Source organism: Chromobacterium sp. IRSSSOUMB001, from assembly GCF_023507765.1.
Classification (GTDB): Bacteria; Pseudomonadota; Gammaproteobacteria; order Burkholderiales; family Chromobacteriaceae; genus Chromobacterium; species Chromobacterium haemolyticum.
On sequence record NZ_JALCYU010000005.1, the window covers coordinates 140,326 to 166,224 of the forward strand.

24 protein-coding genes are annotated in these 25,899 nt (G+C 65.1%); 12 read left to right on the forward strand and 12 right to left on the reverse strand.

Features of this window, described 5'->3' with window-relative positions; translation table 11 throughout:
* Positions 1-66 precede the first annotated feature (66 nt).
* On the reverse strand, positions 67-696 hold the full coding sequence (locus MOV80_RS08280) for a LysE family translocator (protein WP_019104292.1): 630 nt from the start codon (positions 694-696) through the stop codon (positions 67-69).
* Between the two features lie 208 nt (positions 697-904).
* Between MOV80_RS08280 and MOV80_RS08285 the strand changes: the two genes are divergently transcribed.
* A complete protein-coding gene (locus MOV80_RS08285; protein ID WP_249604995.1) occupies positions 905-2,323 on the forward strand; it encodes a PLP-dependent aminotransferase family protein in 1,419 nt (472 codons plus the stop codon).
* Between the two features lies 1 nt (position 2,324).
* Here the strand turns inward: MOV80_RS08285 and MOV80_RS08290 are convergent, their stop codons facing one another.
* Positions 2,325-3,269, reverse strand: coding sequence for a L,D-transpeptidase (locus MOV80_RS08290; protein WP_233423297.1), 945 nt, complete (start codon positions 3,267-3,269; stop codon positions 2,325-2,327).
* A 322-nt stretch (positions 3,270-3,591) separates the two neighbouring features.
* Between MOV80_RS08290 and rlmD the strand changes: the two genes are divergently transcribed.
* Both rlmD and MOV80_RS08300 read left to right on the forward strand, forming a co-directional pair.
* Positions 3,592-5,130, forward strand: a complete 1,539-nt coding sequence (rlmD, locus tag MOV80_RS08295) for a 23S rRNA (uracil(1939)-C(5))-methyltransferase RlmD (protein ID WP_019102536.1) — start codon at positions 3,592-3,594, stop codon at positions 5,128-5,130.
* Positions 5,131-5,388: 258 nt separating this feature from the next.
* Entirely contained in the window at positions 5,389-6,573 is a 1,185-nt protein-coding gene (locus MOV80_RS08300) for a nucleoside transporter C-terminal domain-containing protein (protein WP_043590100.1), read from the forward strand.
* A gap of 42 nt (positions 6,574-6,615) precedes the next feature.
* Here the strand turns inward: MOV80_RS08300 and MOV80_RS08305 are convergent, their stop codons facing one another.
* Positions 6,616-7,512 (reverse strand): LysR substrate-binding domain-containing protein, encoded by an 897-nt coding sequence (locus MOV80_RS08305; RefSeq protein WP_019103704.1) that lies wholly within the window; start codon positions 7,510-7,512, stop codon positions 6,616-6,618.
* Positions 7,513-7,608: 96 nt separating this feature from the next.
* On the opposite strand from MOV80_RS08305, the gene MOV80_RS08310 reads away from it, so the two are divergent.
* From MOV80_RS08310 to MOV80_RS08320, 3 genes are all read left to right on the forward strand, one after another.
* Complete coding sequence (locus MOV80_RS08310; protein WP_081575487.1) at positions 7,609-8,799, forward strand: M20 aminoacylase family protein; 1,191 nt, start codon at positions 7,609-7,611, stop codon at positions 8,797-8,799.
* Positions 8,800-8,878: 79 nt separating this feature from the next.
* Positions 8,879-10,057: a porin gene (locus MOV80_RS08315; protein ID WP_249604996.1), complete on the forward strand. Its 1,179-nt coding sequence runs from the start codon at positions 8,879-8,881 to the stop codon at positions 10,055-10,057.
* 75 nt (positions 10,058-10,132) lie between these two features.
* Entirely contained in the window at positions 10,133-11,440 is a 1,308-nt protein-coding gene (locus MOV80_RS08320; RefSeq protein WP_249604997.1) for an MFS transporter, read from the forward strand.
* A 45-nt stretch (positions 11,441-11,485) separates the two neighbouring features.
* Here MOV80_RS08320 and MOV80_RS08325 read toward each other — a convergent pair whose 3' ends face one another.
* Positions 11,486-12,703 carry a 6-phosphofructokinase gene (locus tag MOV80_RS08325; RefSeq protein WP_081575508.1) on the reverse strand — a complete coding sequence of 406 codons (1,218 nt, stop codon included), beginning with the start codon at positions 12,701-12,703 and terminating at the stop codon, positions 11,486-11,488.
* A gap of 300 nt (positions 12,704-13,003) precedes the next feature.
* Between MOV80_RS08325 and MOV80_RS08330 the strand changes: the two genes are divergently transcribed.
* A complete protein-coding gene (locus tag MOV80_RS08330) occupies positions 13,004-13,765 on the forward strand; it encodes an alpha/beta hydrolase (RefSeq protein ID WP_249604998.1) in 762 nt (253 codons plus the stop codon).
* A gap of 42 nt (positions 13,766-13,807) precedes the next feature.
* Here MOV80_RS08330 and MOV80_RS08335 read toward each other — a convergent pair whose 3' ends face one another.
* From MOV80_RS08335 to MOV80_RS08355, 5 genes are all read right to left on the reverse strand, one after another.
* Entirely contained in the window at positions 13,808-14,317 is a 510-nt protein-coding gene (locus MOV80_RS08335; protein ID WP_085951928.1) for a GNAT family N-acetyltransferase, read from the reverse strand.
* 63 nt (positions 14,318-14,380) lie between these two features.
* The gene (locus MOV80_RS08340) at positions 14,381-15,133 is read right to left on the reverse strand and encodes a LytTR family DNA-binding domain-containing protein (protein WP_019103696.1); all 753 of its coding nucleotides are present in this window, start codon (positions 15,131-15,133) and stop codon (positions 14,381-14,383) included.
* Positions 15,134-15,162: 29 nt separating this feature from the next.
* Positions 15,163-16,068, reverse strand: coding sequence for a histidine kinase (locus MOV80_RS08345; protein ID WP_019103695.1), 906 nt, complete (start codon positions 16,066-16,068; stop codon positions 15,163-15,165).
* A complete protein-coding gene (locus tag MOV80_RS08350) occupies positions 16,061-16,363 on the reverse strand; it encodes a hypothetical protein (RefSeq protein WP_019103694.1) in 303 nt (100 codons plus the stop codon). The genes MOV80_RS08345 and MOV80_RS08350 overlap by 8 nt, the downstream gene beginning before the upstream one ends.
* Before the next feature lie 154 nt (positions 16,364-16,517).
* A complete protein-coding gene (locus MOV80_RS08355; RefSeq protein WP_249604999.1) occupies positions 16,518-18,230 on the reverse strand; it encodes an ATP-binding cassette domain-containing protein in 1,713 nt (570 codons plus the stop codon).
* Between the two features lie 509 nt (positions 18,231-18,739).
* On the opposite strand from MOV80_RS08355, the gene MOV80_RS08360 reads away from it, so the two are divergent.
* From MOV80_RS08360 to MOV80_RS08380, 5 genes are all read left to right on the forward strand, one after another.
* Complete coding sequence (locus MOV80_RS08360) at positions 18,740-19,468, forward strand: IclR family transcriptional regulator (RefSeq protein WP_019103692.1); 729 nt, start codon at positions 18,740-18,742, stop codon at positions 19,466-19,468.
* 25 nt (positions 19,469-19,493) lie between these two features.
* Positions 19,494-20,435, forward strand: a complete 942-nt coding sequence (hutG, locus tag MOV80_RS08365) for a formimidoylglutamase (protein WP_043590103.1) — start codon at positions 19,494-19,496, stop codon at positions 20,433-20,435.
* A gap of 106 nt (positions 20,436-20,541) precedes the next feature.
* Positions 20,542-21,747: a sodium/glutamate symporter gene (gltS, locus tag MOV80_RS08370; protein WP_019103690.1), complete on the forward strand. Its 1,206-nt coding sequence runs from the start codon at positions 20,542-20,544 to the stop codon at positions 21,745-21,747.
* 8 nt (positions 21,748-21,755) lie between these two features.
* Positions 21,756-22,340: a HutD family protein gene (locus tag MOV80_RS08375; RefSeq protein WP_019103689.1), complete on the forward strand. Its 585-nt coding sequence runs from the start codon at positions 21,756-21,758 to the stop codon at positions 22,338-22,340.
* Between the two features lie 68 nt (positions 22,341-22,408).
* A complete protein-coding gene (locus MOV80_RS08380) occupies positions 22,409-22,771 on the forward strand; it encodes a VOC family protein (RefSeq protein WP_019103688.1) in 363 nt (120 codons plus the stop codon).
* Between the two features lie 64 nt (positions 22,772-22,835).
* On the opposite strand, the gene MOV80_RS08385 is transcribed toward MOV80_RS08380, so the two are convergent.
* From MOV80_RS08385 to MOV80_RS08395, 3 genes are all read right to left on the reverse strand, one after another.
* The gene (locus MOV80_RS08385) at positions 22,836-23,822 is read right to left on the reverse strand and encodes a DUF1176 domain-containing protein (protein WP_249605000.1); all 987 of its coding nucleotides are present in this window, start codon (positions 23,820-23,822) and stop codon (positions 22,836-22,838) included.
* An 81-nt stretch (positions 23,823-23,903) separates the two neighbouring features.
* Entirely contained in the window at positions 23,904-24,275 is a 372-nt protein-coding gene (locus MOV80_RS08390; RefSeq protein ID WP_107731973.1) for a VOC family protein, read from the reverse strand.
* Between the two features lie 79 nt (positions 24,276-24,354).
* Positions 24,355-25,764: an MFS transporter gene (locus MOV80_RS08395; protein ID WP_249605001.1), complete on the reverse strand. Its 1,410-nt coding sequence runs from the start codon at positions 25,762-25,764 to the stop codon at positions 24,355-24,357.
* Positions 25,765-25,899: the final 135 nt, after the last annotated feature.

Genomic DNA, 25,899 nt, shown 5'->3' on the forward strand with positions numbered 1-25,899 from the left:
ACCTACCCTTTTGGACAGCATAGACAATGTCCGCAGCAAGAACATCACTATCAATTTAGTTATTCATCAGATCATTTGCGGCAGCGCATGCAGCGTTTGCGCCGGCAGCATTTCCAGCAGCAGCCAGATCGCCGTCACCGCCAGCATCGCCGCCATGCCGCAATTGAAAGCCCGCAAACGACGGGGCGAAGCCAGGAAACGGCGGGCAGCCACGCCGGAGCCCGCCCACAAGGCAATGCACGGCAGGCCGATGATGAAAGTCAGAGCCGCAAACAGCAGGCCGGCATGCCAGGCGTTCATCTTGGCCGGCAAAAACACCATCGCGATATTGAAGCCCATCAGCCACACCTTGGGATTCAACCAGTTGAACAGCACCCCGCCCCAAAAGCCCATCGGCGCGCCGCCGGCTTCCCCGCTAGCTGGCGCCGAGCGCGCCATGCCCCAAGACAGCCACAACAGGTAGAGACAACCAGCCATCGCCAGGTAAAGCTGCACCGAGGCGATGACGGAGATCAAGCTGCCCAGGAACACCGTCAACAAGCCCACCTGCACCGACAAGCCCAACGACATGCCCAGCAATGCCGGCACCGTGCGGGAAAAGCCATGATTGACCCCGGACGAGGCCAACACCAGATTGTTTGGCCCCGGCGTGATCGACATCACCAACAGATAAGTCACCAACGCAACAAAGTTCATTACGGCTCCAAGCCATAACCAGCAGCCGGACAATCCGGACGCGGTTTGTTTTCAATGGAGGCAATGATAACGCCGGGCCGGCATTGAATACAGATTCAGAAAAATTGAATTGGAACCATAACAGTTTTACAATTTTAAAACTGTTATGGTCGTTTTTACGGAAAATTGTACCGATGGCAATCTTCACATCTGTCAGCGAGGCCTTTGCATGAGCGACGAACCCCTATATCAGCAGCTAGTCAACGAGTGGATCACCCTGATTCAGACCGGCGTGGTGCAGCCCGGCGAACGGCTGCCCTCGGTACGCAAGGCCTGCGAAATGCACAAGGTCAGCCCGTCCACCATCCTGCTGACTTACCGCACCCTGGAGGACCGCGGTCTGATCGAGGCGCGGCCGCAATCCGGTTTCTACGTCAAATCCGCCGCCACCCTGCCCTTGCCGCGCATGCGTCGGCAAAGCGCCGCCCATCACGCCGGCGAAGTGGTGGACCAGATCGAAGCGGTGATGACGGCGCAAACCCGGGAAGATTTCATCGACCTGTCGCTGGCCAGCCCGCGCGGCAGCGACTTCTACCCCACCACCCGCTTCAAGCACATCATGGGACGGCTGCTTCGCCAGCATCCGGAGCTGACCACCGATTACCCCTTCCCGCCCGGCTCGGAACGCTTGCGCCGCCAGATTGCCCAACGCGCGGTCGGCTGGGGCTGCGTGCTGGCCGCCGAGGACCTGGTGATCACCAACGGCTGCACCGAGGCTCTGCAACTGGCGCTGCGCGCCTGCTGCAAGCCGGGCGACACCGTGGGGCTGGAATCGCCCACCTATTTCGCGCTGCTGCCCACGCTGAAAAACCTGGGCCTGAGCGTGATCGAGATCCCCACCCATCCGGCCGACGGTCTGTCATTGGACGCGCTGGAATTGCTGTTGTCGGAGAAACGGCTCAACGCCGTCGTGGCCATGCCCACCGTGCACAACCCGCTAGGCTGCACCATGCCGGCCGGAGCCAAACAAAGGCTGGCGGCGCTGGTCAACGAACACCAAGTGCCCTTGATCGAGGACGTGCCGCACGCCGACCTGCACTACGACGGCGCCCCGGACGCGGTCAAGGCCTACGACCGCGACGGCTGGGTTTTGCTGTGCTCCAGCTACAGCAAGACGCTGGCGCCGGGCTTTCGCATCGGCTGGATCGCGCCCGGGCGCTTTTTGCGCGAAGTGACGCGACTGAAGTTCGCCAGCTCGCTGGCCCAGCCGCGGCTATTGGAGGAAACGCTGGCGGAATACCTGGAAACCGGCGGCTACGACCACCACTTGCGGCTGATCCGCCGCCATTTCATGAGCCAGATGGAAAAGCTGCGCGGCACCGTCGCCAGTTGTTTTCCGGCACAGACGAGGGCCACCTCGCCTTCCGGCGGCTGCCTGCTGTGGGTGGAATTGCCCAGCGGAGTGGACACCATGGAACTGTTCCAGACGGCGCTGGCCGAGCGCATCACCGTCGCGCCCGGCACGCTGTACTCGGCCAAGGGCCGCTACCGCAATTGCGTGCGGCTGTCCTGCTGCTATCCGTGGAACCCGGCGTACGAACGCGCCTTGCGGCGCGTCGGGGAATTAGCGGGAGAGATGGCCGACTGAATCAGGCCGGCCGACCATTGCCGCGCGGCTGAGCGCGCACGGCGGCGCGCGAGGAGGAAGGTGCCGAGGACGGAGCGACCGCCGGCGCGTGCTGCGGCGCGGACGCCGGCGGCGCGGCCTGGGTCGGCAACGGGCCGCCTGGCTCGCGGCCGGCCGGTTCACGCGCAAACTGGGTGTCGTCGGCCTTGCCCGGCGACAACCAGCGCACCGCGGACAAGTCCCCGTCCACCTTGGCCTTGGCCACATCCTTGCAAGTCAGGCACACCGGCACGCCCTTGCGCGCCTTCAAAGCTTGATCCACCCGCGCGCCGTACACCACCGAGGATTTCTGCTTCTGCCAGGCCAGCAGCGTTTCGGCCAGCATCGGAAAAGAAGGATCATCCTGCTTGTAGTGGTTGCGGTAAGCAGTCAGCCACAGTTCGCCGGCGGCGTCCTGATTCAGCAATACGGTCTGATAAGCCACCGTGACCGCGTCGCCTCGGGTAACGGTTTTGGACAAGGACAAGGCGTCGTCGTTTTTCATACGCACGCAGCCATGGCTGCGGAAACCCGGCACCGAGCCGGGCGCGTTGGTGCCGTGGAAACCCAGGCCCAGCTTGGCCTCGCCGAAACGGATGAAGACCGGGCCCAACGGATTCTTGGGTCCCGGCGGCACCACGGTCTGCACTTCCTTGCCGCTGCGGCGCATTTCTTCCTGGATGGAGCGCGGCACATGCCAGGCCGGCGCCTTGTAAATGCCAGTAATGTCGAAGCTGCCGGTGGGGGTCTGGGTCAGCATCTTGCCCACCGCCACCGGATAGATTTTGGACAGCCTGCCGTCCTGGTACTGGAACAGCCGCGCCTGCGGCAGGTTCAGCACCAAGTGCAGGCCCGCGGGGTTGACCTGCACATCAGGCTCGGGAATCACCGCCGCGCCGACGCCCGTCGTCGCGCTCAATCCCAGCATACCCAACAGCCCAAAACATCGCTTCAACATACCGCACCATATTTGAAATCACTATTGTTCGATTCTAACAGAAAGCGGGAAAAAGCAAGATTCTGACTATTACCAAGTCCCTCGTCCCGCCTGGGTCGCCGCTGATATTGTAGGCTTTACGCCAGCATAGCCGGCTTTGACTCAAAGTTCCGGCCAGAGGCTTTCCGCAAAGGAAGGCCGCCGGGCTGGAGGTGGAAACCGGCGCGACGGCCGGCGCCGACAAAAAACCCCTGCGCGCCGCCGGATAATTTGAGAAAATCGCCGCTTTCCGTTTGATTTTCCAAGCAACACCATGACGCACAAACAGACTATCGCTCAGGTCGAATCGCTGGACCACGAAGGCCGGGGAGTCGCCCACGTCGACGGCAAGACCATCTTCATCGATGGCGCGCTGCCGTATGAAACCGTGGTCTACAGCGCCTATCGCAAGAAGTCGTCCTACGAAAACGCCAACACCAGCCAAGTGCTGAAGGAAAGCTTCCTGCGCACGCAGCCGCGCTGTCCGCATTACGGCACCTGCGGCGGCTGTTCGATGCAGCATGTGGAGTTCTCCGCCCAAGTGGCGGTCAAGCAAAGGGTGCTGGAAGACAATCTGGCCCGCATCGGCCGGGTCAAGCCGCAACAGGTGCTGACCCCCATCGCCGGCCCGGCCTGGCACTACCGCCACCGCGCGCGGATGTCGGCGCGGCTGGTGGAGAAGAAGGGCGGCGTGCTGGTGGGTTTCCACGAGAAGCGCTCCACCTACATTACCGATATGCGCGAGTGCCACATCCTGCCGCGCCACATCTCTGACCTGATCGTGCCGCTGCGCGAGATGATCTATAAACTGTCGATCAACAACCGCATGCCCCAGGTGGAGCTGGCGGTGGGCGACAAGGTGGACATCCTGGTGTTCCGCAATATGGAAGCCATCAACGACGCCGACCACGCCTTGTTGCGCGCCTTCTCCGACGCCCACGGCAGCAAGGAGCGGCCGCTGCAAATGTGGTTGCAGCCCAAGGGGCCGGACACCTGTTATCCGGTCTACCCGCTGGACGCGCCCAAGCTGACTTACAGCCTGCCGGAATACCGCGTGGAAATGCCCTACTACCCCACCGAGTTCACCCAGGTGAACCCCGAAATCAATGCGGTGATGGTGGCGCGCGCGCTGAAATTCCTGGACCCGCAGCCGGGCGAGCGCATCGCCGACATGTTCTGCGGCATCGGCAACTTCACCCTGCCCATCGCCCGCTCCGGCGCCAGCGTGCACGGCATGGAGGGTAGCCAACCCCTGGTCAAGCGCGCGGTGGAAAACGCCACCCACAACGGTCTACAGGACAAGGTCAGCTATGAAATGGCCAATTTGTTCGAAGTCACCGAGGAATCCTTCGCCGCGCTCGGCAAGTTCGACAAGATGCTGGTGGACCCGCCGCGCGACGGCGCGGTGCAGCTGTTGAAGGCCATCACCGAGGACACCGCGCCCAAGCGCATCGTCTACGTGTCCTGTAACCCGGCCACGCTGGCGCGCGACGCCAATGTGCTGGTGCACACCAAGGGTTACACGCTGAAGGCGGCCGGCATCATCAATATGTTCCCTCACACCGCCCATGTGGAATCCGTGGCCTGGTTCGAAAAGACCGGCCCGTGCAAGAGCCGCAGCGAAATCGCCGTGATCGAAGCCGCCGAGGAAGCCGAGCGCGAAGCGGTGAAGGCCGCCCAGCGCGCGGAGGCGGCGGCGGAAGCCGCCAAGAAAGAGCGGGAACTGGCGGAAAAGGCCGCGGCCAAGCAAGCGCGCCGCGATTATTATTTCGCCGAGCAAGCGCGCCGCGAAGCGGAACAGCAAGCGCAGTAGCGCGGAATGGAACAAGCCTCCGGCCATGGCCGGGGGCTTTATTTTTGCCGTCGCCGCGCAGCTTGTTTGATCAAACCGGCTGGTTTGCGATGGCGGATAAGCGCACAGTGGCGGGCGAATGCGTTTTACATGGAATCCTCAATAGCTTCATGTCAAAATTCGCCGTTCGCCTAATCAACAATACCAAGCACACACAGCGGGCACGCCCGCCAAACGTCGCCGTTCCTGCCTGAAGGACGGCCCATCAAGGCAATAGATATGCACATACTTCAATTCGTCTTCGGACTGCTGGTTGTCTTCCTGCTGACCCAAGTGGTGGCGCGCGACCGCAAAAACATCAAGATCCGCTACGTGCTGCAACTCATCGTGGTGGAGCTGGCTCTGGCCTATTTCCTGCTTCACTCCAGCTACGGCCTGACCCTGGTGGGCGGCGTGGCCGGCGTGTTCGACAAGCTGATGAGCTACGCCGGCGAAGGCACCAACTTCGTGTTTGGCGGCCTGCTCAATCAGGGCGAGTTCAGCTTCTTCCTCAAGGTGCTGATGCCCATCGTCTACATCTCGGTGCTGATCGGCATCCTGCAACACATCCGCGTGCTGCCCTGGGTGATACGCGGCATAGGCTGGGTGCTGGCCAAGATCAGCGGCATGGGCAAGATCGAATCCTTCAACGCCGTGGGCTCCATGATCGTGGGCCAATCCGAGAACTTCATCGCCTACAAGAACATCATCGGCAGCTTCTCGGAAAAGCGCATGTACACGCTGGCCGCCACCGCGATGTCCACGGTGTCGATGTCCATCGTCGGCTCCTATATGCAGATCATCCAACCGCGCTTCGTGGTCACCGCGCTGATCCTCAACCTGTTCAGCACCTTCGTCATCCTGTCGCTGATCAACCCCTACGACGCCAGCCGCGACGACGACGAGCTGATCAGCGCGGAAGCCGCCCACCGCATGTCCTTCTTCGAAATGCTGGGCGACTACATCATGGCCGGCTTCAAGATCGCCGTGATCGTCGGCGCGATGCTGATCGGCTTCATCGCGCTGATCACCACCGTCAACCACATCTTCGACGCTGTCTTCGGCGTCAACTTCCAGTACGTGCTGGGCTATGTGTTCTACCCCTTCGCCTGGCTGATGGGCATCCCGGCCGCCGACATCATGCCGGCCAGCAGCATCATGGCCACCAAATTGGTGACCAATGAATTCGTGGCGATGATGGAATTGAAAAAGCTCACCGCCCAGCTGTCGGAATACACCATCGGCGTGATCTCCATCTTCCTGGTGTCCTTCGCCAACTTCAGCTCCATCGGCATCATCGCCGGCGCGGTCAAGGGCCTGGACGAGGAGCGCGGCAATATGGTGTCCCGCTTCGGCCTGAAACTGGTGTACGGCTCCACCCTGGTCAGCATTCTGTCCGCGCTGATCGGCGGCCTGGTACTGTAAACCCCTCTCCCGCCAACGGGCCCGGCCAATGCCGGGCCTTTTTCATGCAAGCGCCGCGCGAATGCAGTCCATCATGCGCTCGGCCGCCCGGCTCATGATCGCCCCCTCCCGCTCCAAAAGCATCAAGGTCAAGCCCGGCGGACTCACCTCCAAATTCAGCTCCGAGAAGCGCTGAGCGGTCAAGGTGGCTCGCATACCCAGGGAAGACATTGGCACCACCACGTCCATCGCCATCAGCAAACCGCAAAAAAGCACATTGGATGTGCAGCAAGTGATGCGCTCCGGCGGCGGCAATCCCTCCTGCGCAAACAGCGACCGGACAAAGCGCGGATACATCCCGCTGGCGTCTGCGTGCATCCATTCCGCGCCTTGCAGCTCCGACAAACGGCGCGCCTGGCTCAGCGGGCTTTCGCTGCGCACCGCGAAGGTGGTGGCAAATTCGTAAAGCGGGGAGCTCAGCACATGGGCGCTCTCCGGCGGATCGACAAAAGCGCCCAGCGCGAAATCCAACTGGCCGCTGCGCAAGCCGTCCAACATTTGCACGGTGTCCAGCTCCAGGAAACTCACCTGCACATCCGGATGGAAGCGTCGAAAAGCAAGAAAGGCCGCCGGCAACAGCTCCAGCCCCGCCAATGGCGTCATCCCTATCCGCAAACTTCTCTCACGCCCAAAACGCAAGCGCTCCATCTCCTGCTGCGCCCGCTCCAGCTCTCGAATCACCAGCCGCGCATACCCCAGCAACAACTGGCCGGCGTCGGTCAGCGCCGCGCCTTGGGCGCTGCGCAGCAACAAGGGCACTCCTTGCTCCATTTCCAACTCGCGCAAGGCCTTGGTGATGGCGGGCTGACTGACGCACAAAACTCGCGCCGCCGCATTGATGCTGCCCTGGTCCGCCACGGCGGCCAAAGCTCGCAATTGATGTTGCTTCAACAGGCTCATGGCAATAACCCCTATTTATAACCATCAAGATTCGTGCTTATACACGCGAGAAAGTTTTGCTTAGGATCGAGTGCATTCCCCACTCAGGAGTTCGTCATGGCTCACGCATCCTCCCGTTTCATCCTCCCGGAAATCCTGCAACACAAAGACGCCTTCATCGACATCCGCCGTCAGATCCACGCCCATCCCGAGCTGGGCTTTGAGGAGCAACGAACCAGCGAACTGGTCGCCGCGCGGCTGCGCGAGTGGGGTTACCAAGTCACAAGCGGCATCGGCAAGACCGGCGTCGTTGGGCAATTGCGCGTTGGCGACGGCCCGCGCTCGCTGGGCATACGCGCGGACATGGATGCGCTGCCCATCCAGGAGGCCACGGGCTTGAGCTACGCCAGCCTCCATGCCGGCAAAATGCACGCCTGCGGCCACGACGGCCATACCGCCATCCTGCTGGCCGCGGCCCATTACCTGGCGCGCAGCCGCAAGTTCAACGGCACGCTAAACCTGATTTTCCAGCCGGCGGAAGAAGGCTTGGGCGGAGCGCTGGGCATGCTGGAGGACGGCCTGTTCCAACGCTTTCCCTGCGACGCCATCTTCGCGCTCCACAATGCTCCAGGCTTGCCCGTGGGCTGCTTCGCGCTGAAAGAAGGCCCCATGGCCGCGTCCTCCGACAGCGTGGACATCCGTCTTTCCGGCAAAGGCGCCCACGGCGCCATGCCTCATTTCGGCCGCGACCCCATCATTGCCGCCGCCGCCATCGCCATGGCCTTGCAAACACTGGTATCACGCGACATACCCGCCTCCGAAGCCGGGGTGGTCAGCATTGGCGCCCTGCATGCCGGCCATGCTCACAACGTGATTCCAGAGCATGCCGACCTGAAACTAAGCGTGCGGGCGCTCAGCCATGACACACGACACATCTTGCAGCAACGCCTGCACGAGCTGGTTCAGTTGCAAGCCCAGAGTCTGGGGGTTCGCGCCGACATCGACTATCGCCGCATCTCTCCAGTGCTGGTGAATACGCCACGGGAAACCGGGATGCTGGCGGATTTGATTCGAGAGCAGGCCGGCGCGGCAAGCCTGCACCAACCGCCGCAAGGCATGATGGGCAGCGAAGACTTTGCCTGGATGCTGGAAAAAGCGCCCGGCTGCTACGTACTGCTGGGCAACGGCGTCGACAGCCGCGGCGGCTGTATGGTGCACAACCCCGGCTATGACTTCAACGATGAAGCCTTGCCTATCGGCGCCTCGCTGTGGGCGCGGCTGACCGAAAGTTATCTGCGGGCCGGATAACAACCCCGCCTCCGGCGTCGGGGTCCCTATCGCTCCTGGCCGAGGCCGACGTAGCACACCCTAACCAGGGAGAAACGTGATGCCAAGACTTCCTCTGCTGCCGGGCCTGGCGGCAAGCTTGCTCCTGCCCATTGCCAGTGCGGAGCCCTTCCTGATCTCCCGTCTCTACGGCCTGCCCCAATATAACGGCATGCTGGAAAACGGCGGCGTGGCCATGTACGGCTCCATGGATCTGGGCATCAACTACCAGCAGGCCGGCGGCCATCGCAAATGGCAAGTGCAAAGCGGCGGCGAATGGACCTCCAAGATCGGCATCTTCGGTCGCGAATTGCTGGGCAATGGCTGGAAGGCGGAGTTCAATCTGGAGGCCGGCTTCAATGCCGGCACCGGCGAACCGCAATTACCCGGCGTGGTCTTCAACCGCGAATCCTGGCTGGGCCTGGAGGTTCCCGGCCTGGGCGCAGTGCGGCTGGGCCGGCAACTGGCCGCCGGCCTGCCGCTATTCGTCGATGTGTTTGGAGCGGTGGGCACCAATTCCGCCTACTCCTGGGCCGGCATGGGCGCGGTGCAAACCCCCGGCGGCTTGCAGTTCAATGGCGACCTTGGCGCCGGCTCCACCCAAGCGGAGCCCCGGGTCGGCAACGCCATTAAATGGATATCGCCGCGCTGGCGCGGTTTCAACATCGACGTACTGCACACCGCCGCCGAACACAGCGACCGCCCCGCGCTCTCCAACCGCGGCATGGTGCTGTCGCACATAAGCGGCCCCCGCTATCTGGCCGCCAGTTACAACCAGACCTGGCAGCCGCTGGGCCGCGACGGCCCGGACAACGTGCGCAACGACTTCTACGGCCTGGGCGCGGTCTACGACAGCGGCAGCCTGGTGCTGTCCAGTTCGTTCAAGCTGGACCTGCCGCGCCGCCGGGAAAACGGCATCGCCAGGGTCTACACCTTGGGCGCCATCGTGCCGTCCCAGCGTCACGTCTACCGCCTCTCCGTCGTCTACCGCGATACCTCCGGCGCGCTCAACGCGCAGCGGCAAGCGATGGACAGCTCCGCCCTAGGCCTGATGCTGGGCTACGACTACGACCTGTCCAAGCGCAGCGCGCTTTACCTGCGCGCCGGCGGCATTCGCAATTACGGCGGCTCCACCCTCATGCTCAACGGCCAGCCGCTTCCCGCCGATCCAGCCGGCAACCCCGTCACCGGCGCCAGCCCTATAGGCTTCTCCATCGGGATGTTTCACAACTACTTTTAGACACGATGTCGTCAGCACGGCCATGCGTAAGCGAATCACACGGCTTGAAAATAAAACACCAAAGGAGAGCAATAGATGAATAAAGCCGAAACCACTCACGGCGCGCCCCCCAATTCCGCCGTTTCAACGCGCGAGCGCGGTCATTCACCGCGCCGCACCATCATTGCCGTCTCGCTGGGCAACTGGCTGGAGTTGTACGACTTTACCGTCTTCAGCTTCTTCGCCGTGCTGATCGGCAAGCTGTTTTTTCCATCCAGCAGCCAGTACGGCTCCTTGCTGATGGCGCTGGCCACCTTTGGCATCGGCTTCGTGATGCGACCGCTGGGCAGCGTGGTGATCGGCCGGCTGGCGGACCGAAAAGGCCGCAAGCCGGCGTTGACATTGACCATCTGGCTCATGGCGGCCGGCACCTCGCTGATAGGCCTGGCGCCCACCTACGCCGACATCGGACCCGTCGCCCCGCTGCTGATCGTCGTCGGCCGCCTGCTGCAGGGCTTTTCCGCCGGCGGCGAAGTCGGCGCCGCCACCAGTTTCTTGATGGAGTCAGGCCCCAGCCGGCGGCGCGGCTTTATGGTGAGTTGGCAAATGGCCAGCCAGGGCGCGGCCGTGCTGGCCGGCGCGCTCAGCGGCGCACTGCTGAACCACTTTCTCAGCCAGGAGGCGTTGGAAAGCTGGGGGTGGCGCTTGCCCTTTCTGTTAGGGCTGTTGATAGCCCCGGTCGGTCTGTACATCCGCCGCCATCTGGATGAAACCCATCACCAGGACGCGGCGCCGCAACAAAGCCTGGGTTCCTTGATCCGCGCCCAGCGCCGCACGCTGCTGCTGGGCGGGCTGCTCATTCTGGGCGGAACCGCCAATATGTATATCGTGGCGCACTATATGCCGTCCTACATGATCAAGGTGCTGGGCCTGCCGCCGGCCAACGCGCTGATCGCCGGCTGCAGCGCCGGCTTGGCCCTCATGCTGCTGTCCCCTCTGGCCGGCCGCTTGGCCGACCGCTTGCGCCGACGCAAACCGCTGCTGCTTGGCGTCAACCTGCTCAGCCTGCTAGCGGTGTGGCCCTGCTTCGCCTTGATCCAGGCCCACCCCGGCCTGCCCAGCGCTCTACTCACCATCGTCCTGCTCACCAGCTTGCTGACGCTCAGCGGCCCGGCGGGCCTCCTGTTGATCATGGAAGCCTTTCCGCGCCGCAATCGGGCCACGGGGCTAGCCATCATCTACGCCAGCGGCGTCACCCTGTTCGGCGGCTTCGCCCAATTCATCGTCACCTGGCTGATCAGCGTCAGCGGCAGCGCGCTGGCGCCTTCCTGGTATCTGATGTTTTGCACCAGTATCAGTTTGCTGGCTCTGCTCGCCTTCCACGAGCATGAGCGGAGGGATTGAACGCCAGCAAAAACCCGGCTTCCACCGGGTTTTTCTCAATCACGCTCACACTTTGGGCCAAGCGATGGGCCGGTAGTCCGGCAATCCGTCCTTGAACGGCGGAATCCGCTCTCCCTCCATCAAGGGGCGCACATAATCGAGAAAGGCCGGCGTCACGCTGAAACCGTCGGCGCCGATGTACTCCGGCGGCAGCCGCTTCTCCTGATCCCCCACCACCGCCAGCGGCACCTCCTCCACATCCCAGCAATAGGGATGGTTCTGGATGCGCTTGATGCCGGCCATCACCCCGCTTTTGCCGGCCAACAGCCACTCCACCGCCCGCTCGCCCATGATATAGGCCTGGCGCACATCCATGCTGGACCCCAAGTGGCCGCCGGCTCGCTGCAGATAATCCACCTGCGCCACATGCGCGGAAATGCCGCGTTCGCGCAACAGCAGCTGGGCGATCCAGTGACCGGCGCCGCCCAATTGCTCATGGCCGTAGACCTCGGACTTCTTGGCTTCGGCGACAAAGCGGCCGTCGGCGTCGGTGATGCCCTCCGCCACAGCGATCGCGCATTGACCGAAGCGCGCCAACCTGTCGTCCACCGCGGCGAGGAAACGCTCGGCGTCGAAAGCCACCTCCGGCAGCAGCAGCAAGTGCGGCGCTTCGCGTTCGTTGCGCGCCGCCGCCGCGCAGGCCGCCGCCAGCCAGCCGGTGTGACGGCCCATGGTTTCCATGATGAACACCCGGCCCCAGCCCATGCTGGTCATATCCAGGCCCACTTCACGCATCGCGCTGGCCAGGAATTTGGCGGAGGAGCCGTAGCCGGGACTGTTGTCTGTGCCCACCAGATCGTTGTCTATGGTTTTGGGAATGCCCACCACCTTGAGCGGGTAGCCCATGTGGCGTTCAAATTCCGCCAGCCGTTCGGCGCAGCCCAACGAGCCGTTGCCGCCGTTGACCAGCAGATAATGGATGTCGTGCCGGGCCAGCACCTCGCGCAGCCGTCTCCAGTCGTCGCCGGCCTCGGCGAAGCTCCCTATCATCCGCCGGCTGACGCCGAAGCTGCCGCCGGGCATGAAGGCCAGTTGGGCGATGGCCTCGTCCGATACCGCGTCGGTATCGCACAAACGGTCCTCCAGCAAGCCGGCCAGACCGTCGAAAGCGCCGTACATCGACAGGCCGCGCTTGCGCGCGGTTTCAATCGCGCCCTGCGCGGAAGCGTTCAACACCGCAGTCGGACCGCCCGACTGCAAATATACGGCACGGGGTTTGGACATCATCGCCACCTGGAGAAATGGAGAATCAAACGGCGCGGCGCGCGGCCGGGCCGGGAATACCACAAACATACCACTGGCCGGAAAGCCGCCTCAAGCGGGACGGCGCCGCCATTCTCCATTTCCTTGACCAACGGCAAATCCACGCGCAAGTTGCCGCCGCGCTACAGACGGCGGGCAGGCCCCGCTTCCTTTGGCGCTGGAAAATTCGATTTCATAATGACTTTCAGGAACTGAATTAATTTTTCTCTTACAAAAACTACTGGATAGACTATTTTTCGGCGACCGCCGCCGGCTTACGTCATGACCACCCTGCCCCCAAAGCTTATCGCCGCCATCGACGGCGTCCCCATGGAGTACATCGCCGTCGGCGACGCGACGCCGCCCATCGTGTTGATCAACGATGCCGGCGCGCCGATGGAAAGCTGGTACAAAGTGCTTCCGGGGCTGGAAGCGCTCAGCGGCGTGTTCGCCTACAACCGCTGCGGCATCGGCAACAGCGGCAACACTCGCGAAGCTCAGACCAGCGCCGCGATGATGGAAACCTTGCGCGCGCTGCTGTTCAAGGCCGGCCTGACCCCGCCCTATGTGCTGGTGGCCCATGCGCTGGGCGGCCTGATCGCCAATCTGTTCGCCCGCAGCTACGCCGGCGAAGTGGCCGCCGCCGTATTGCTGGACGCCGCGGCGCCGGAAGGCATCAACGCGCTGGACGCGCGCCTGGGACGGCTGGGCCAGTTGATGCGCCGGGCCTTGGACTTGGCTCAGGACCGCGACACCCTGAACGAAACCGGGCACCTCAGACGCAGCGCGGAGCAGATCGCCGAAGCGCCGCCCTTCCCCGACATCCCCCTGTGCGTGATCAGCGGCGGCGCGCCAAGCTTGTCCTGGCTAACCCCCAGAGCGGTGCTGGACGCGCGCGCCGAAGGCCAGCGCCGGCTGGCGGCATTGTCGCCGCGCGGCCGCCACGTCATCGCCGTCCGCAGCGGCCATTTTCCACAGCTCTCCGAGCCAGAGCGGGTTGTCTCCGCGGTGCGCGACGCGCTGGCCGCCATCGCCGCAAGCTGAAAACCGCACCGTGGCCGCCTCTGCGAGCGGTCCGTCAACGCGTCACAAACACTTGAAGTAATAAGCGGTGGGATGCAGCCGCCCGTCCGGGCTGACGGCGTAATCCGGGATCTCCCCGCTCTTGCTCCAGCCCAGTTTGCGGTAGACCTCTTCCGCGTCGGAGCCGGCCTCGGTATCCAATACCAACAGGCGGATGCCCTGTTTGTGTGCATGATCTTCCAGCGTCGCCATCAATTGGCGCGCCACGCCGCGGCCGCGGCAAGCGGAATGCACCAGCAGTTTCTGCACCTCGGCGCGGTGGCGGCCATTGCCGCGCTGGCAAGGCGCCAACTGCACGCAGCCCAACAACGCCTCGCCCTCCTCCGCCAGCCATAATTGCAAGCCCGCGCCCAGCAGCGCGTCCACCTGCGCCCAATACGCGGCGGCCTCCGATACCCGCAAGGGCGCGAGAAAACCCACTGAAGCGCCGCCGGCCACGCTGTCCGCCAACAAAGCGCTTAAGCGCGAGTAATCGCCGGCCGCCAGCGCCGGCGCGAGTCTGATGCGCATCATTTCGGTCTCCCATTGAATCATGGGCATGGACAAGCAGCTTTCATGCCGGCTGCGACGGCCCGTTCACATGCGCTGGAATAGATGGGCGTAGCTGCGGCTGACTTCCAGCGGCTCCGCATAGCCGCGCAATTGCAGCAACAGGCCGCGCTGGCCGTCGTCGCGCTTGATCTGTTCGATGGCGTCCACCCGCACCAGGGTGGAGCGGTGAATCTGCCAGAATTCGTCCGGGTCCAGCGCCTGCAACAGCTCCTTGATCGGCATGCGGATCAAGGCCTCGCAACCGGCGGTCTGCACCCGGGTATATTTTTCGTCGGACTGAAAGAACAAGACCTCGCCGGTGCTGATCATGCGCAGGCCGTTGCCCACCGAGGCTTTGATCCAGCGGAGGTAGTCCGGCCGCGCCAGTTGGCGGCTCAGTTGCTGCAAGGACGCCTGCCAGTGCGTGGGCAGCGCCAATTGCCGCTGCTCCCAGCGCTGACGCGTGCGCAGCAGCCTCTCGTCCTCCACCGGCTTGAGCAGATAGTCCACCGCGCCTTCCTCGAAGGCCTTGATCGCGTACTGATCGTAGGCGGTGACAAACACCACCGGACACAGCCCGTCGATTTCCATCGCGGCGGCGATGCCGTTCTGCACCGGCATGGTGATATCCAGGAAGGCGAGGTCGGGCCGGTGCTCGCGCACCCGTTCCACCGCCTCGGCGCCGTCATGGGCCTCCGCCGCTATCCTCAACTCCGGCCACACTCTCTGCAAGGCCATGCGCAGCTGCTCCCGCATCAGGCGCTCGTCGTCGGCGATCACCGCGCTTAGTTTCGTCATCAATCGCTGTCCTCCGTCAGGCTAGCCGCTCACACCAGCGCGAACGGCAGGGCTATGGTGGCGCGGGTGCCGCCCTCCGGCAACACTTCCAGCTGCAATTGCGCGCGCTCGCCGTGCAGCATGGCCAGCCGTTCACGGATATTGCTCAAACCCATGCCCTGCCCCGGCTGCTCCGGAAAACCGACGCCGCTGTCGCTCACCGTCACTAATAATTCGCCGGTCAGCACCTTCGCCCCAATGACGATGTCGCCGCCCTCGGCCTTGGGCTCCAGGCCGTGCTTGATGGCGTTTTCCACCAGGGTTTGCAGCATCATCACCGGAAAGCGCGCGTCCAGCAGCGACTCCGGCACCTCCAGCCTCACCCGCAGCCGGTCCTCCATGCGCAACTGCATGATGTCCAGGTAAGCGCGCGACAGCTCCAGTTGCTGGCCAAGACTGGTTTCCGCCGGAGAATCCCGCCATTCCGGCAGCGAGGAGCGCAGGTAGCGGATCAGCGCCTTCTGCATCAGCAAGGCGCGCTCCGGCGCGGTTTCCATCAATTGGCATACCGAGGACAAAGTGTTGAACAGGAAGTGCGGCTCGATCTGCGCCTGCAGCGCTCCCATCCGCGCTTCCGCCAACTGGCGTTGCAGCGCCTCCACCTCGGCCAGTTCCTCCGCCTGCTGGCTGCGAACCACCGCCTCGTCCGCGCGCAGCTCCGCCCGACGCTTGCCGCCGGCCACGATCTTGACGACGCAGACAGCCACGCCCAGGAAAAAGGCCAGTACCGGCACTCCGATGATGCCGCCCATGATCAGCCCCAGGAAGCAGATCAGCAGCAGCCGCCCCCAGCCTACGATGGCCAGCCAATCGAAAAACAGCCACCAGTAGATGGAGGCCTTGTGGCTGACGAGGTCAATGCCCGCCAGCGCCTCCGCATGTCTTTGCCTATCCATGATACGCCCCCCGGTCTTGCTTCATTTCTTCCTCGGTCCTCTCCGTCAGCGCCGCCGGCTTCGACGGTTTCGGCGCAACGCAGGCCTTGACCAGGAAAGACATCAGTATCAAAAAAACCACGGCACCGCTCAACGCCAGCACGCCGCTTAAAATCAAGGCCAGCAGCGAGATCAGCGCCAGCCGCCCCCAGCCGAGCCCGGCCAGCCAGTCTACATAAAGCCGCCAGTAAATGGCGATCTTGTGCTTGACGCCGCTCAGTCCGTCCAAAGCTTCCGCGTGTTTTTCCCGGTCCATGTCTAGCTCCTAGTGATGCGTTGTGGTTAACGCTGCTCACTGTAGCCAGCCCCAAACGCGGCCGATAGCGGCTTGCGACGAAACGCCTAGGGCGATGGACGAAACGGCCGAACGGGCGACGAACGGGCGGCGTTTTTAACGCCGCCCGTCCGGCTTACAAACCCAACTCCCGCTCCAGCGCCCCCATCTCCCGCCGCCATTCCCGCTGCAAATGCGGCTTCTGATGCTTGGGCTTGCGTGCCAGGTCCGCGCTCAGCAGCGCCTCCAGCTGATACAAACGTTCCAGCTGCCGCTCCGCGCCGTTCGCCGCGGGCGTGTCGCCGGCCTCAAGCGGCGACTCTACCACGGCCGTGACGGCCGACGGGGTGAACAGCTGGGCGTAGGCGCTGGCGGCGTCCGGCCACTCTCGCAGCCGGCCGTCGCTGACCACCCAGAAGCGGTTGCACGATTGCTCGATCAGCTCGCGGTCGTGCGACACCAAGAGGAAGCCGCCGGCGAAACCGGCCAGTTCTTCCGCCAGCTCGCGCTTGCCGTCCAGATCCAGATGGTTGGTCGGCTCGTCCAGCCACAACAAGTGATAGCTGGCCAGCGACAAGGCCAGGAACAGCAGCCGCGCGCGCTCGCCGCCGCTGAGGGTGGCCACGGTCTGGCCATGGCGCGCATAGGCGAAACCGGCGGAGATCAGCGCCTGGCGCCGCTCCGCGTCGCTCAGCGGCGCGAACGGATACAGCGCGTCCGACAAGGAGGCGAGGTCGTCCAACTGATGCAGCGACTGATCGTAATAAGCGATGCGCGCCGCCGGGTGCGGCCGCCAGCCGGCGGCCTCGCCCTGCAGCCAGTCCCGCCAGCACTGGCGCAGCAAGGAGGACTTGCCGGCGCCGTTGGCGCCGAGCAGGGCGACTTTGTCGCCGCTGCGCAGGCTCAGCTCGTCGGCCTCGAACAAGACCGGCAGGCCCGGCGCGGCACGCACTTGCAAGCCTTCGAAGGCTTGCAGCCGGTCCGCCGCCAACGCTTGGCCCTGCAGCCGCAAACGCCACGGGCTGCCGCGGCTGACGAAGGCTTGCTCCTCCCTCAGCCGCTCCACCCGCTTCTGCATGGACTTGGCCTTGCGCACCAACTTCTCGTTGTCGTGCTCGCGGCCCCAGATCGCCAGCCGCTTGCTGCTGGCGTTCAGGCGGTCGATCTCCTTCTGCTCGCCGGCATGGCGCGCGCGAGCGGCGGCATCGGCCTCCGCCAGCGCGGCCCGCGCCCGGCTGCACGGCAGCTCGAAACGGTACAGGCGCTGGTCGCGCAGAATCCAGCTGTGCGAAGTCACCGCGTCCAACAGTCGCGCGTCATGGGACACCAGGATGAAACCGCCCTGCCAGCGGCGCAGAAAGTCTTCCAGCCACAGCAAGGACGGCAGGTCCAGATGGTTGCTGGGTTCGTCCAGCAACAGCAGATTGGGCTGGCGCAGCACCGCCCGCCCCAACAACAGCCGAGTATGCTGGCCGCCGCTGAGGCTGGCCGCCGGGGTATCGGCCGCGGCCGACAATTCCAGCTCGTCCAGCAGGCTGTCCACCCGCCAGTGCTGCTCCGGCTGGCGATCCACCGCCTCCAGCAGCGCCGCGCGCGCGCTTAAAGCCGCCAGCCGCGCCGGCAGATGTTGCTCCACATATTGCAGCCGACACAGGCCTGCGTATTGCACCTCGCCGGCGTTGGCCTCGCGCTGGCCGGCCAGCACGTCAAGCAGACTGCTCTTGCCGCAGCCGTTATGGCCCAGCAGGCCGATTCGGTCGCCCAGTTTTACAGTAAAGGAAAGGTCCTGGAACAGCGGGCCGTGGCCGGCGTCCAGTTGCAAGGATTGCGCGGAAATCAGGGTTGTCATGCTCTTGCTCTCGTTTCATTGGGACGCGAAAGTCCCTGTCAACAGGAGCGCTGGCGACAACATGGGAGTCGGCTAAAGACTCGGCGAGTAAAACTCGAAGTGAAGAGTGGCTTTGCTCCGACCCGGTTATCGCAGCGCGATGGAACTCGGGCAAGAGCCGGCAAATGTGCCATACAAGCGAGCCAACATTTCTGGGCGCGCAAACTGAACCATATTTACCTCCTTTCTTTAATGATGGCGCGGAACCATTCCACAGTCGGCGCGTTCCGCGTTGTCGCCGCCTCGCCAAGAGGAGACGGCCTCTCTTTATCCATGACGGATACAGGCTTGCAGTGTAAACCATGCGCCGCCGCGCGCGCCAGCCGCCCCCAACTCCCTTCCGCCCCCTATTTCCCGCAATACGGGAATGAAAAGCAAGAATTTGCGATGAATTACCGCCATATGGGAAACCCGGCTTTTTAGCGGCGGTCGCAACAGATAAGGTTAGAAAATCCTAATAAAGACCGGATATGACCACCCTCAGTTCTTCCTCCGATCGTCTGCTGCAAACCCTGCAACTGGTGGCGGCCTCGCCCCAGCCGCTGAGCGCCAAGGACATGGCGCGGCGGCTGGCCTTGCCGCCGTCCACGCTCTATCGCCAACTGACCCACTTGAGCCAGTGGGGCCTGCTGCAGGCGGGCGAGGACGGAGCCTATCACGCCGGCCCGCTAGGCCTGCAACTGGCGATGGGGTTTCAACAGCACAACACGCTGGCGGCGCAGGCCCGCCCGGAGATGCAGCGGCTGGCGCGGCTGAGCAATGAAACCGTGGCCTTGATGGTGGCCACCCGCCAGCAGGTGATTTGCATCGAGATGATGGAAAGCCAGCAGGCGCTGCGCTGCGCCTTCGCCGCCGGCAAGGGGCAGCCGCTGGCGCGCGGAGCGTCGGCGCTGGCCTTGTTGGCCTTCATGCCGGCAGCGCAAAGCCAGGCCTCCCTGGACAGCATGCTGCCGCCGGAGGAACACGAAACCTTGCGCCAGACGCTGGCCGAGGTGCGCCGCCAAGGCTACGCCACCAGCGACAGCGCCATCGACCCCGGCATCTGGGGCGTCAGCGCCCCCTTGCTGCAGGGCCGCCGCAAGCTACTGGGCGCCTTGACGCTGATGGCGCCCTCCGGACGCGCCCAACGCCGCGCCCAGTTGGTGGAGCAAACCCGGCAGGCCGCGCGCAAGATCAGCGCTTACCTGGGCTGCGACTGAGCGGCCCGACACCGAAAGAGCAAGCATGACGCTACATACTCCTCCCGCGGCCTGGAGCGGCCGCACCGACGCCGAAGGCGAACTGGCTCGCCGCTGGCATCAACGCGTGCGCCCATGGCAACCCGGCGTCGCCGCCGGCTTCGCCCTGCTGGGCTTTGCCTGCGATGCCGGCGTGCGCCGCAACCAGGGCCGTCCGGGCGCGGCCGCCGCGCCGCGCGCCATCCGCCGGGCGCTGGCCAATCTGGCCTGGCATCAGCAGCAAACCGCCTACGACGCCGGCGACGTCCATTGCTTGGACGACGAACTGGAAGCCGCTCAGGCCGAATTGGGCCGACAGGTGGCCGGCCTCTTGGACGCCGGCCAGTTCCCCATCGTGCTGGGCGGCGGCCACGAGGTGGCTTACGGCAGCTTTCTTGGGCTGGCCCGTCACCTGGAAACCGCCGGGCGCGCGCCGCGCATTGGCATCGTCAACATCGACGCTCACTTGGACCTGCGCCAAAGCCCGCGCGCCTCCTCCGGCACCCCCTTCGCCCAGATCGCCGCCGACTGCGAGCAACGCGGCTGGTCCTTCCATTACTTGTGCGCCGGCGTGGCGGAAACCGCCAATACCGCCGCGCTGTTCTCCACTGCCAGGCAATTGGACGCCCAACTGCTGTTCGACGAAGAGTTGCAACCGTGGCGGCTGGAACAGCCGCTGCAAACGCTGCGAGACTTCATCGCGCCCTGCGACGACCTGTACCTGACCATAGACCTGGACGCGCTGCCCGCGTCGCAAGCGCCCGGCGTCAGCGCGCCGGCGGCGCTGGGCGTGCCCTTGGCCACGCTGGAAACGCTGATCGACGTCATCCGCGCCAGCGGCAAACTGCGGCTGGCCGATATCGCGGAGCTGAACCCGGAGCTGGATCAGGATCAACTGACCGCCCGCACCGCGGCGCGGCTGATACACCGGCTGACGCGGCCGCTCTGAAACCGGTTCCGCAAGCTGTTTAACGCCTCGCGCGTCAGCGCGGGACTCGCTAGACGGAACAAGCCGCGGCACAGCGGCGAACCGCACTTTTGCAAAGGAGAAACCCATGCAGCAATGGAAACTGGATTTGATCGCCACCACCGCGCTGGCGGTGCTGGCCCTGCTGGCCGGCTACCGGCTCAAGCGCCATGTGCGCTTCTTCGAACGCTTTTGCATCCCCGCGCCGGTGATAGGCGGCTTCGCCGTCTCCATCGTCGTCCTGCTGCTGCGCGAGAGCGGCATCGCCGCGGTCAGTTTCGACACCACGCTGCAAACCCCGTTCATGGTGGCCTTCTTCACCACGGTGGGCATAGGCGGCAGCCTGGCGCTGCTGCGCACCGGCGGCAGCACCTTGCTGATCTATCTGGGCATCTGTTGGGCGCTGGCGGTGTTCCAGAACGTGTTCGGCGCCGGCGCGGCTGCCCTGTTCGGCCTGGACCCGACGCTGGGCGTGATGGCGGGCGGGGTGTCGCTGGAAGGCGGCCACGGCGCGGCGGCGGCCTTCGGTCCGATGGCGGAACAACTGGGCACTCGCGGCGCCACCGCGGTGGCGCTGGCCTCCGCCACCTTCGGCCTGATCGCCGGCGGCGTGCTGGGCGGGCCGCTGGCCAGCTGGCTGATCCGCCGTTACCAATTGCCCATCCAGCCCAGCAGCGGCCCCGCTCCAACGCCGGCCTATCACGATCACGAAGCCAGCGTCACCGTGAATAGCGATTCGCTGATCGCGGCCATGGGCCTGGTGCTGGCGCTGATGACCGCCGGCACGCTGCTCGCCCGGCAAGTGGAACAACGCTGGGACTTCGTGCTGCCCGCCTATGTCGGCGCCATGTTCGCCGCCATCGTGTTCCGCAATCTGAACGACCGCGCGCGGCTGCTGCGGCTCAACAGCGCCGCCATCGACGCCATCGCGGACATTTCTCTGGGCGTCTTCCTGACCATGGCGATGATGAGTTTGAAGATCTGGGAGCTGTACGACCTGGCCCTGCCGCTCCTGGGCGTGCTGTCCTTGCAGGTGGTCGCGCTGACGGCGATCAGCGTCTTCATCGCCTTCCGCCTGCTGGGCAAGAATTACGACGCGGCGGTGATGTGCGCCGGCCTGATGGGACACGGCCTGGGCGCCACGCCCAACGCGGTGGCCAATATGAGCGCGGTATGCCAGAAACACGGCGCCACCTCGTACAAGGCCTTCCTGATCATCCCGCTGTGCGGCGCGGTACTGATAGACTTGGTGGCGATTCCCTTCCACGCCTGGATCATCAACTACCTGCATTGAGGCCCGCCATGACGCTCATCCGCCTGCAAGACTGCCCGCCCAGCCCGTGGAAAAACGGCGGCGGCAGCACCCGGCAATTGCTGGTCTCCCCGGCCGGGGCCGGCCTCGACGACTTCGACTACCGCGTCAGCCTGGCCAGCGTGGCCAGCGACGGGCCGTTCTCGCGCTTCGACGGCGTGGACCGGCAGCTGCTGATCCTGCAAGGCGCGGGGCTGGAACTGAAACTGGACGGCCGAGACAGCCTGCGGCTGACGCCCGGCGACGCGCCGCTGGCCTTCGCCGGCGAAACCCCGGCGCAAAGCCGGCTGCTGGACGGCCCGCTGACCGATTTCAACGTGATGACGCGGCGCGGCCGCTACCGTTCGCGACTGGACCATCTGACAGTGGACGGCGAGCTGGAACTGCGTTCCGACGCCGAGCTGACCTTGCTGCTGACGCTGGAGGACGGCGCGCAACTGCTGCAAGACGGCCGGCCGCGGCCGCTGGCGGCCTGGGATGCCGCCGTCGCCCGGCGCGGCGAGACACTGCGGCTGCACGCCGCGCGTCCCGTCGCGCTGTGGCGGGTGGAGTTGGCGGCGGTCGGTCCGGTCTGATCCCGCCTATAATCACTTAGGCCGTTGAAATAGGCCGATAGGCTATTTAATCCCCTAAGGAGATTTCCATGGCATCACCCATTTCCTATGTCGAGATCGGCGCCGGAGACGCCCGCGCCGTCGGGGCCTTCTTCGCCGAACTGTTCGGCTGGAGCTTCCACCCGATGGGCACGGACGGCGGCGGCTGGTTTCAGGCCGGCTCGATCAAAGCCGGCTTGCACGGGGGCGAAACCGCGCCCCGGATCGATCTGTTTTTCCAGGTGCCCAATCTGGCCGCGGCCGTTGAGCGGGTGCGGGCCTTGGGCGGCCAAGTCGACGGAGAGATTGCGGAGGAGCCGGGCTTCGGCAAATTCGCTCAATGCCACGCGCCCGGCGGCCTGAGCTTCGGCCTCCATCAGCCCGAGGCCTCCTCCGCGGCGTCCACACGCTAAGGACGGACATCGGCGCTCCCGCGCTCTTGCGGGGCGCCGTTGGCCACGGCGGGCCCAAGCCCGCCTATTTCTGCCGCGTCACCCAACTGCGCAGCGACACGCCGCCGGGAATGCCGCGGCACTGCGGCGCCTCGTCGGCGTGCATCAGTTCGAAGCCGCTGCCGGTCCAGGCCCAGGAGGCGCTGACGTTGCAATCGCCTATGCCCCGCCCCTTGGCGTAGCTGCTGAGCACGCCCTGATTGAATTCGGCGTTCATTAAATAGGCGGCGTCGCCGTCGGCCAGCTTGGCCAGCTCCGGCCGATACGGCGGCTTGTCCCGGGCTATCCACACGCTGAAACCGCCCTGATAAGCGCCGCGGCCGCATTCGCGCAGCACCAGCACCTTGTCGGCGCTCAAGCGGTGAACGTCTATCCCCGGGTTCTCCGCGTCCGGCATGTCCTCCCAGCAGCCGCGCTCGCGCACCGCTTTGAGAATGGGCGCGGCCAGCGCGGCGTCGCCGGGCCGGGCCGCCGCCGGCACGGGTTTCAGCAAAGGCGCCGGCAAGGCCGGCGGCACCGAGGACTCCGGCTTCGCGCCCTTCCTCACCAGCGCGCCCGGCGTGCCCAGGCGGCCCTGGGCCTCGTCCATCTTCAGCAAGGCGGCCTTGAGGCCGGCCAGCGATAGCGTCCATTCCAGCTTGCCGTCGCTCAGGCTGATCTCGTCCGCGTTGAGCATGCGCGGCAGCAGCTGCGCCATCTGCGCGGCGCTCAAGCTCTGCTCGGTTTTCAAGCCGCCCAGTTTGAAATCGCCCAGCCGCAAGGTCAGCGGCCCTACCTTGCCGTCGTCGGCGTCCGCCGCGATCAACTCTCCGGTCAGCGGCGCATTGGGGCCGCCGTCGCGCTTGAGCAGCAGGCTGACCGGATTGTCGCCGTCCGCGGCCTGGGTGCCGTTGGCCTCGCAATGGCGGGTGTTGTCGCAGGCCACCGCCCAGTCCTTGTAGCTGTCCACCTTGGCCCAGGCCGCGGCGGGCAAGCTCAACGCCGCCAAGGCGGCCATGATGTGTATTCGCATGATTACCCTTAGTTTTATTTCAGGCCGGCCGCGCGGCAGCGAGGCCAGACCACCAAAGCGCAGCAGGCATGACGCAAACGCTCAATCCCGCTGGCACACCCGGATCCGGTGCCCGTCCGGGTCTTGCGCCAAGAAAGTGCGGCCGAAGACTTCGGTGCTGGGCCGCTCAGCGATACGCAGATCGGGGTCGTTCCGCCAAGCGTGGTACAGCTGGTCCACCGCCTCGCCGGATGCCAGCATGATACCGGTTTCGACGAATCTCGGAACATCGGCATAAGGTGCAGCCCCGCCGCTCCACAAGGCGAACAGCGCCTCGCCGCCGGCGCTGAAGGCGACGTAGCGCGGGCTGACGAACACCGGATCGGCGGCGAACAAACGGCGGTACAGCGCGGTGGAGCGCTGGATATCCGTCACATACAGCAATTGCAGATTGGGTTGGGGGGCCAAGGTCATGGCTTGTTCCTTTTCACTGAAATGCGGCTTGCGCCGTGGAAAAGAACCAGTCTGCCTGCCCCCTGCTGACAACGTGACGTCAGCAGGGGACGGCTTTTCCGCGCGCGCGCGCCGACGCCAGCAGCGCGGCCAGCATCAGCGCCGCCGCCAGACCGAAGGCGACGCGTGTGCCGGCGGCCACTTGCGGCGGCGCGGCGACGGCGATGTCCGCGGCGCCGCTGGCCGCGGCGAACACCGCCCCCATCAAGGACGCGCCGCTGATCAAGCCCAGATTGCGCGACAGATTGAGCAGGCCGGACACCAGGCCGCGCTGCCGCGCCGCCGCGCCGGTCAGCGCCTGGGTGTTGTTGGCCGCCTGGAACAAGGCGTAGGCGGCAGTGATCAGCGCCAGCGGCAATAGATAGCCGGCCAGGCCCAGGCTGGACGGCAGCAGAGCCAGCGCCAGCGCGCCGGCGCCTATGCCCGCCAGACCGGCGCGCGCCATGGCTTCCGCGCCGTGGCGGTCCACCAGCCGCCCGGCCGGCACGCCGCTCAAGGCCGCCACCAACGGCCCCGCCGACATCGCCAGGCCGACGCCAGCGGCGTCCAGCCCCAGGCCGCGCGCCAGGTGGAACGGGCCCACCACCAGGGTGGCCATCAGCACCGTGGACACCAGCGCATTGCAAAACAGGCCGGCGGCCAGCGCCGGATCGCACAACAAGACCAAGTTCAACATCGGCGCGGCGGCCCTGGACTCGGTCCGGACAAAAGCCGCGCAGCCGACGGCGGCCACCAGCAGCAAGACGGCGTTGAGCGCGCCGAAATGGCCGCGAGAATGGTCAAGCTTCAGGGTCACGGCCAGCGCGTAGGCGGCCAGGGTCAGCGCCAGCCAGCCGCTGCCGACAATGTCGAAACCGGCGCGCTCGGCAACGGAGCCGCGCGCCTCCGGCAACGCGCGCCAGGCCAGCGCGAAAACCAGCGCTCCCAACGGGAGCATGAGCCAGAACATCGCGCGCCAACCGAAGCCCGCGATCAGCGCGCCGCCCAGCGACGGCCCCAGCGCGGTGCCGACGGCGGACATGGCACCCAACAGTCCCATCGCCCGTCCCACTTTGTCGCTTGGCGCGATGTCGGCGACAAAAGCCATGCTCAGGGCCAGCATCAACGCCGCGCCGACGCCCTGCAAAGCGCGTCCGGCGATCAGCGCCCAAAACGCCGTGGCCGCGCCGCATCCGGCCGAGGCCGCGACGAACAGGCAGATGCCCGCCAACAACGCGCGTCGACGACCAAATTGATCTCCCAGCCGGCCTGCGTTGACGCTGGCCAGCGTGATCAGCAGCAGATAAGCCAACACTACCCATTGCGCCTGCTGGAAACTAACCCGGAAAGCAGCGGCCAGCGCCGGCAGGCCGACATTGGCGACGCTGCCGCCCAGAGACGCCAGCAGGATGGCCAGCGCCAGGCCAGCCAACGCGACGACGGAAGAAGAAGAGGATGGAGAAACAGGCATGACGGCGACTCCCAACCGCGTCCGGCCCCGAAACGCCGGGGCCGTCGACACGGACTCGACACAGGCTACGCCGCCGCCATAGCGGGCGGAAGACGCATGGTTTGCACTGAATAGTTGCGTTTGACGCCATGTATC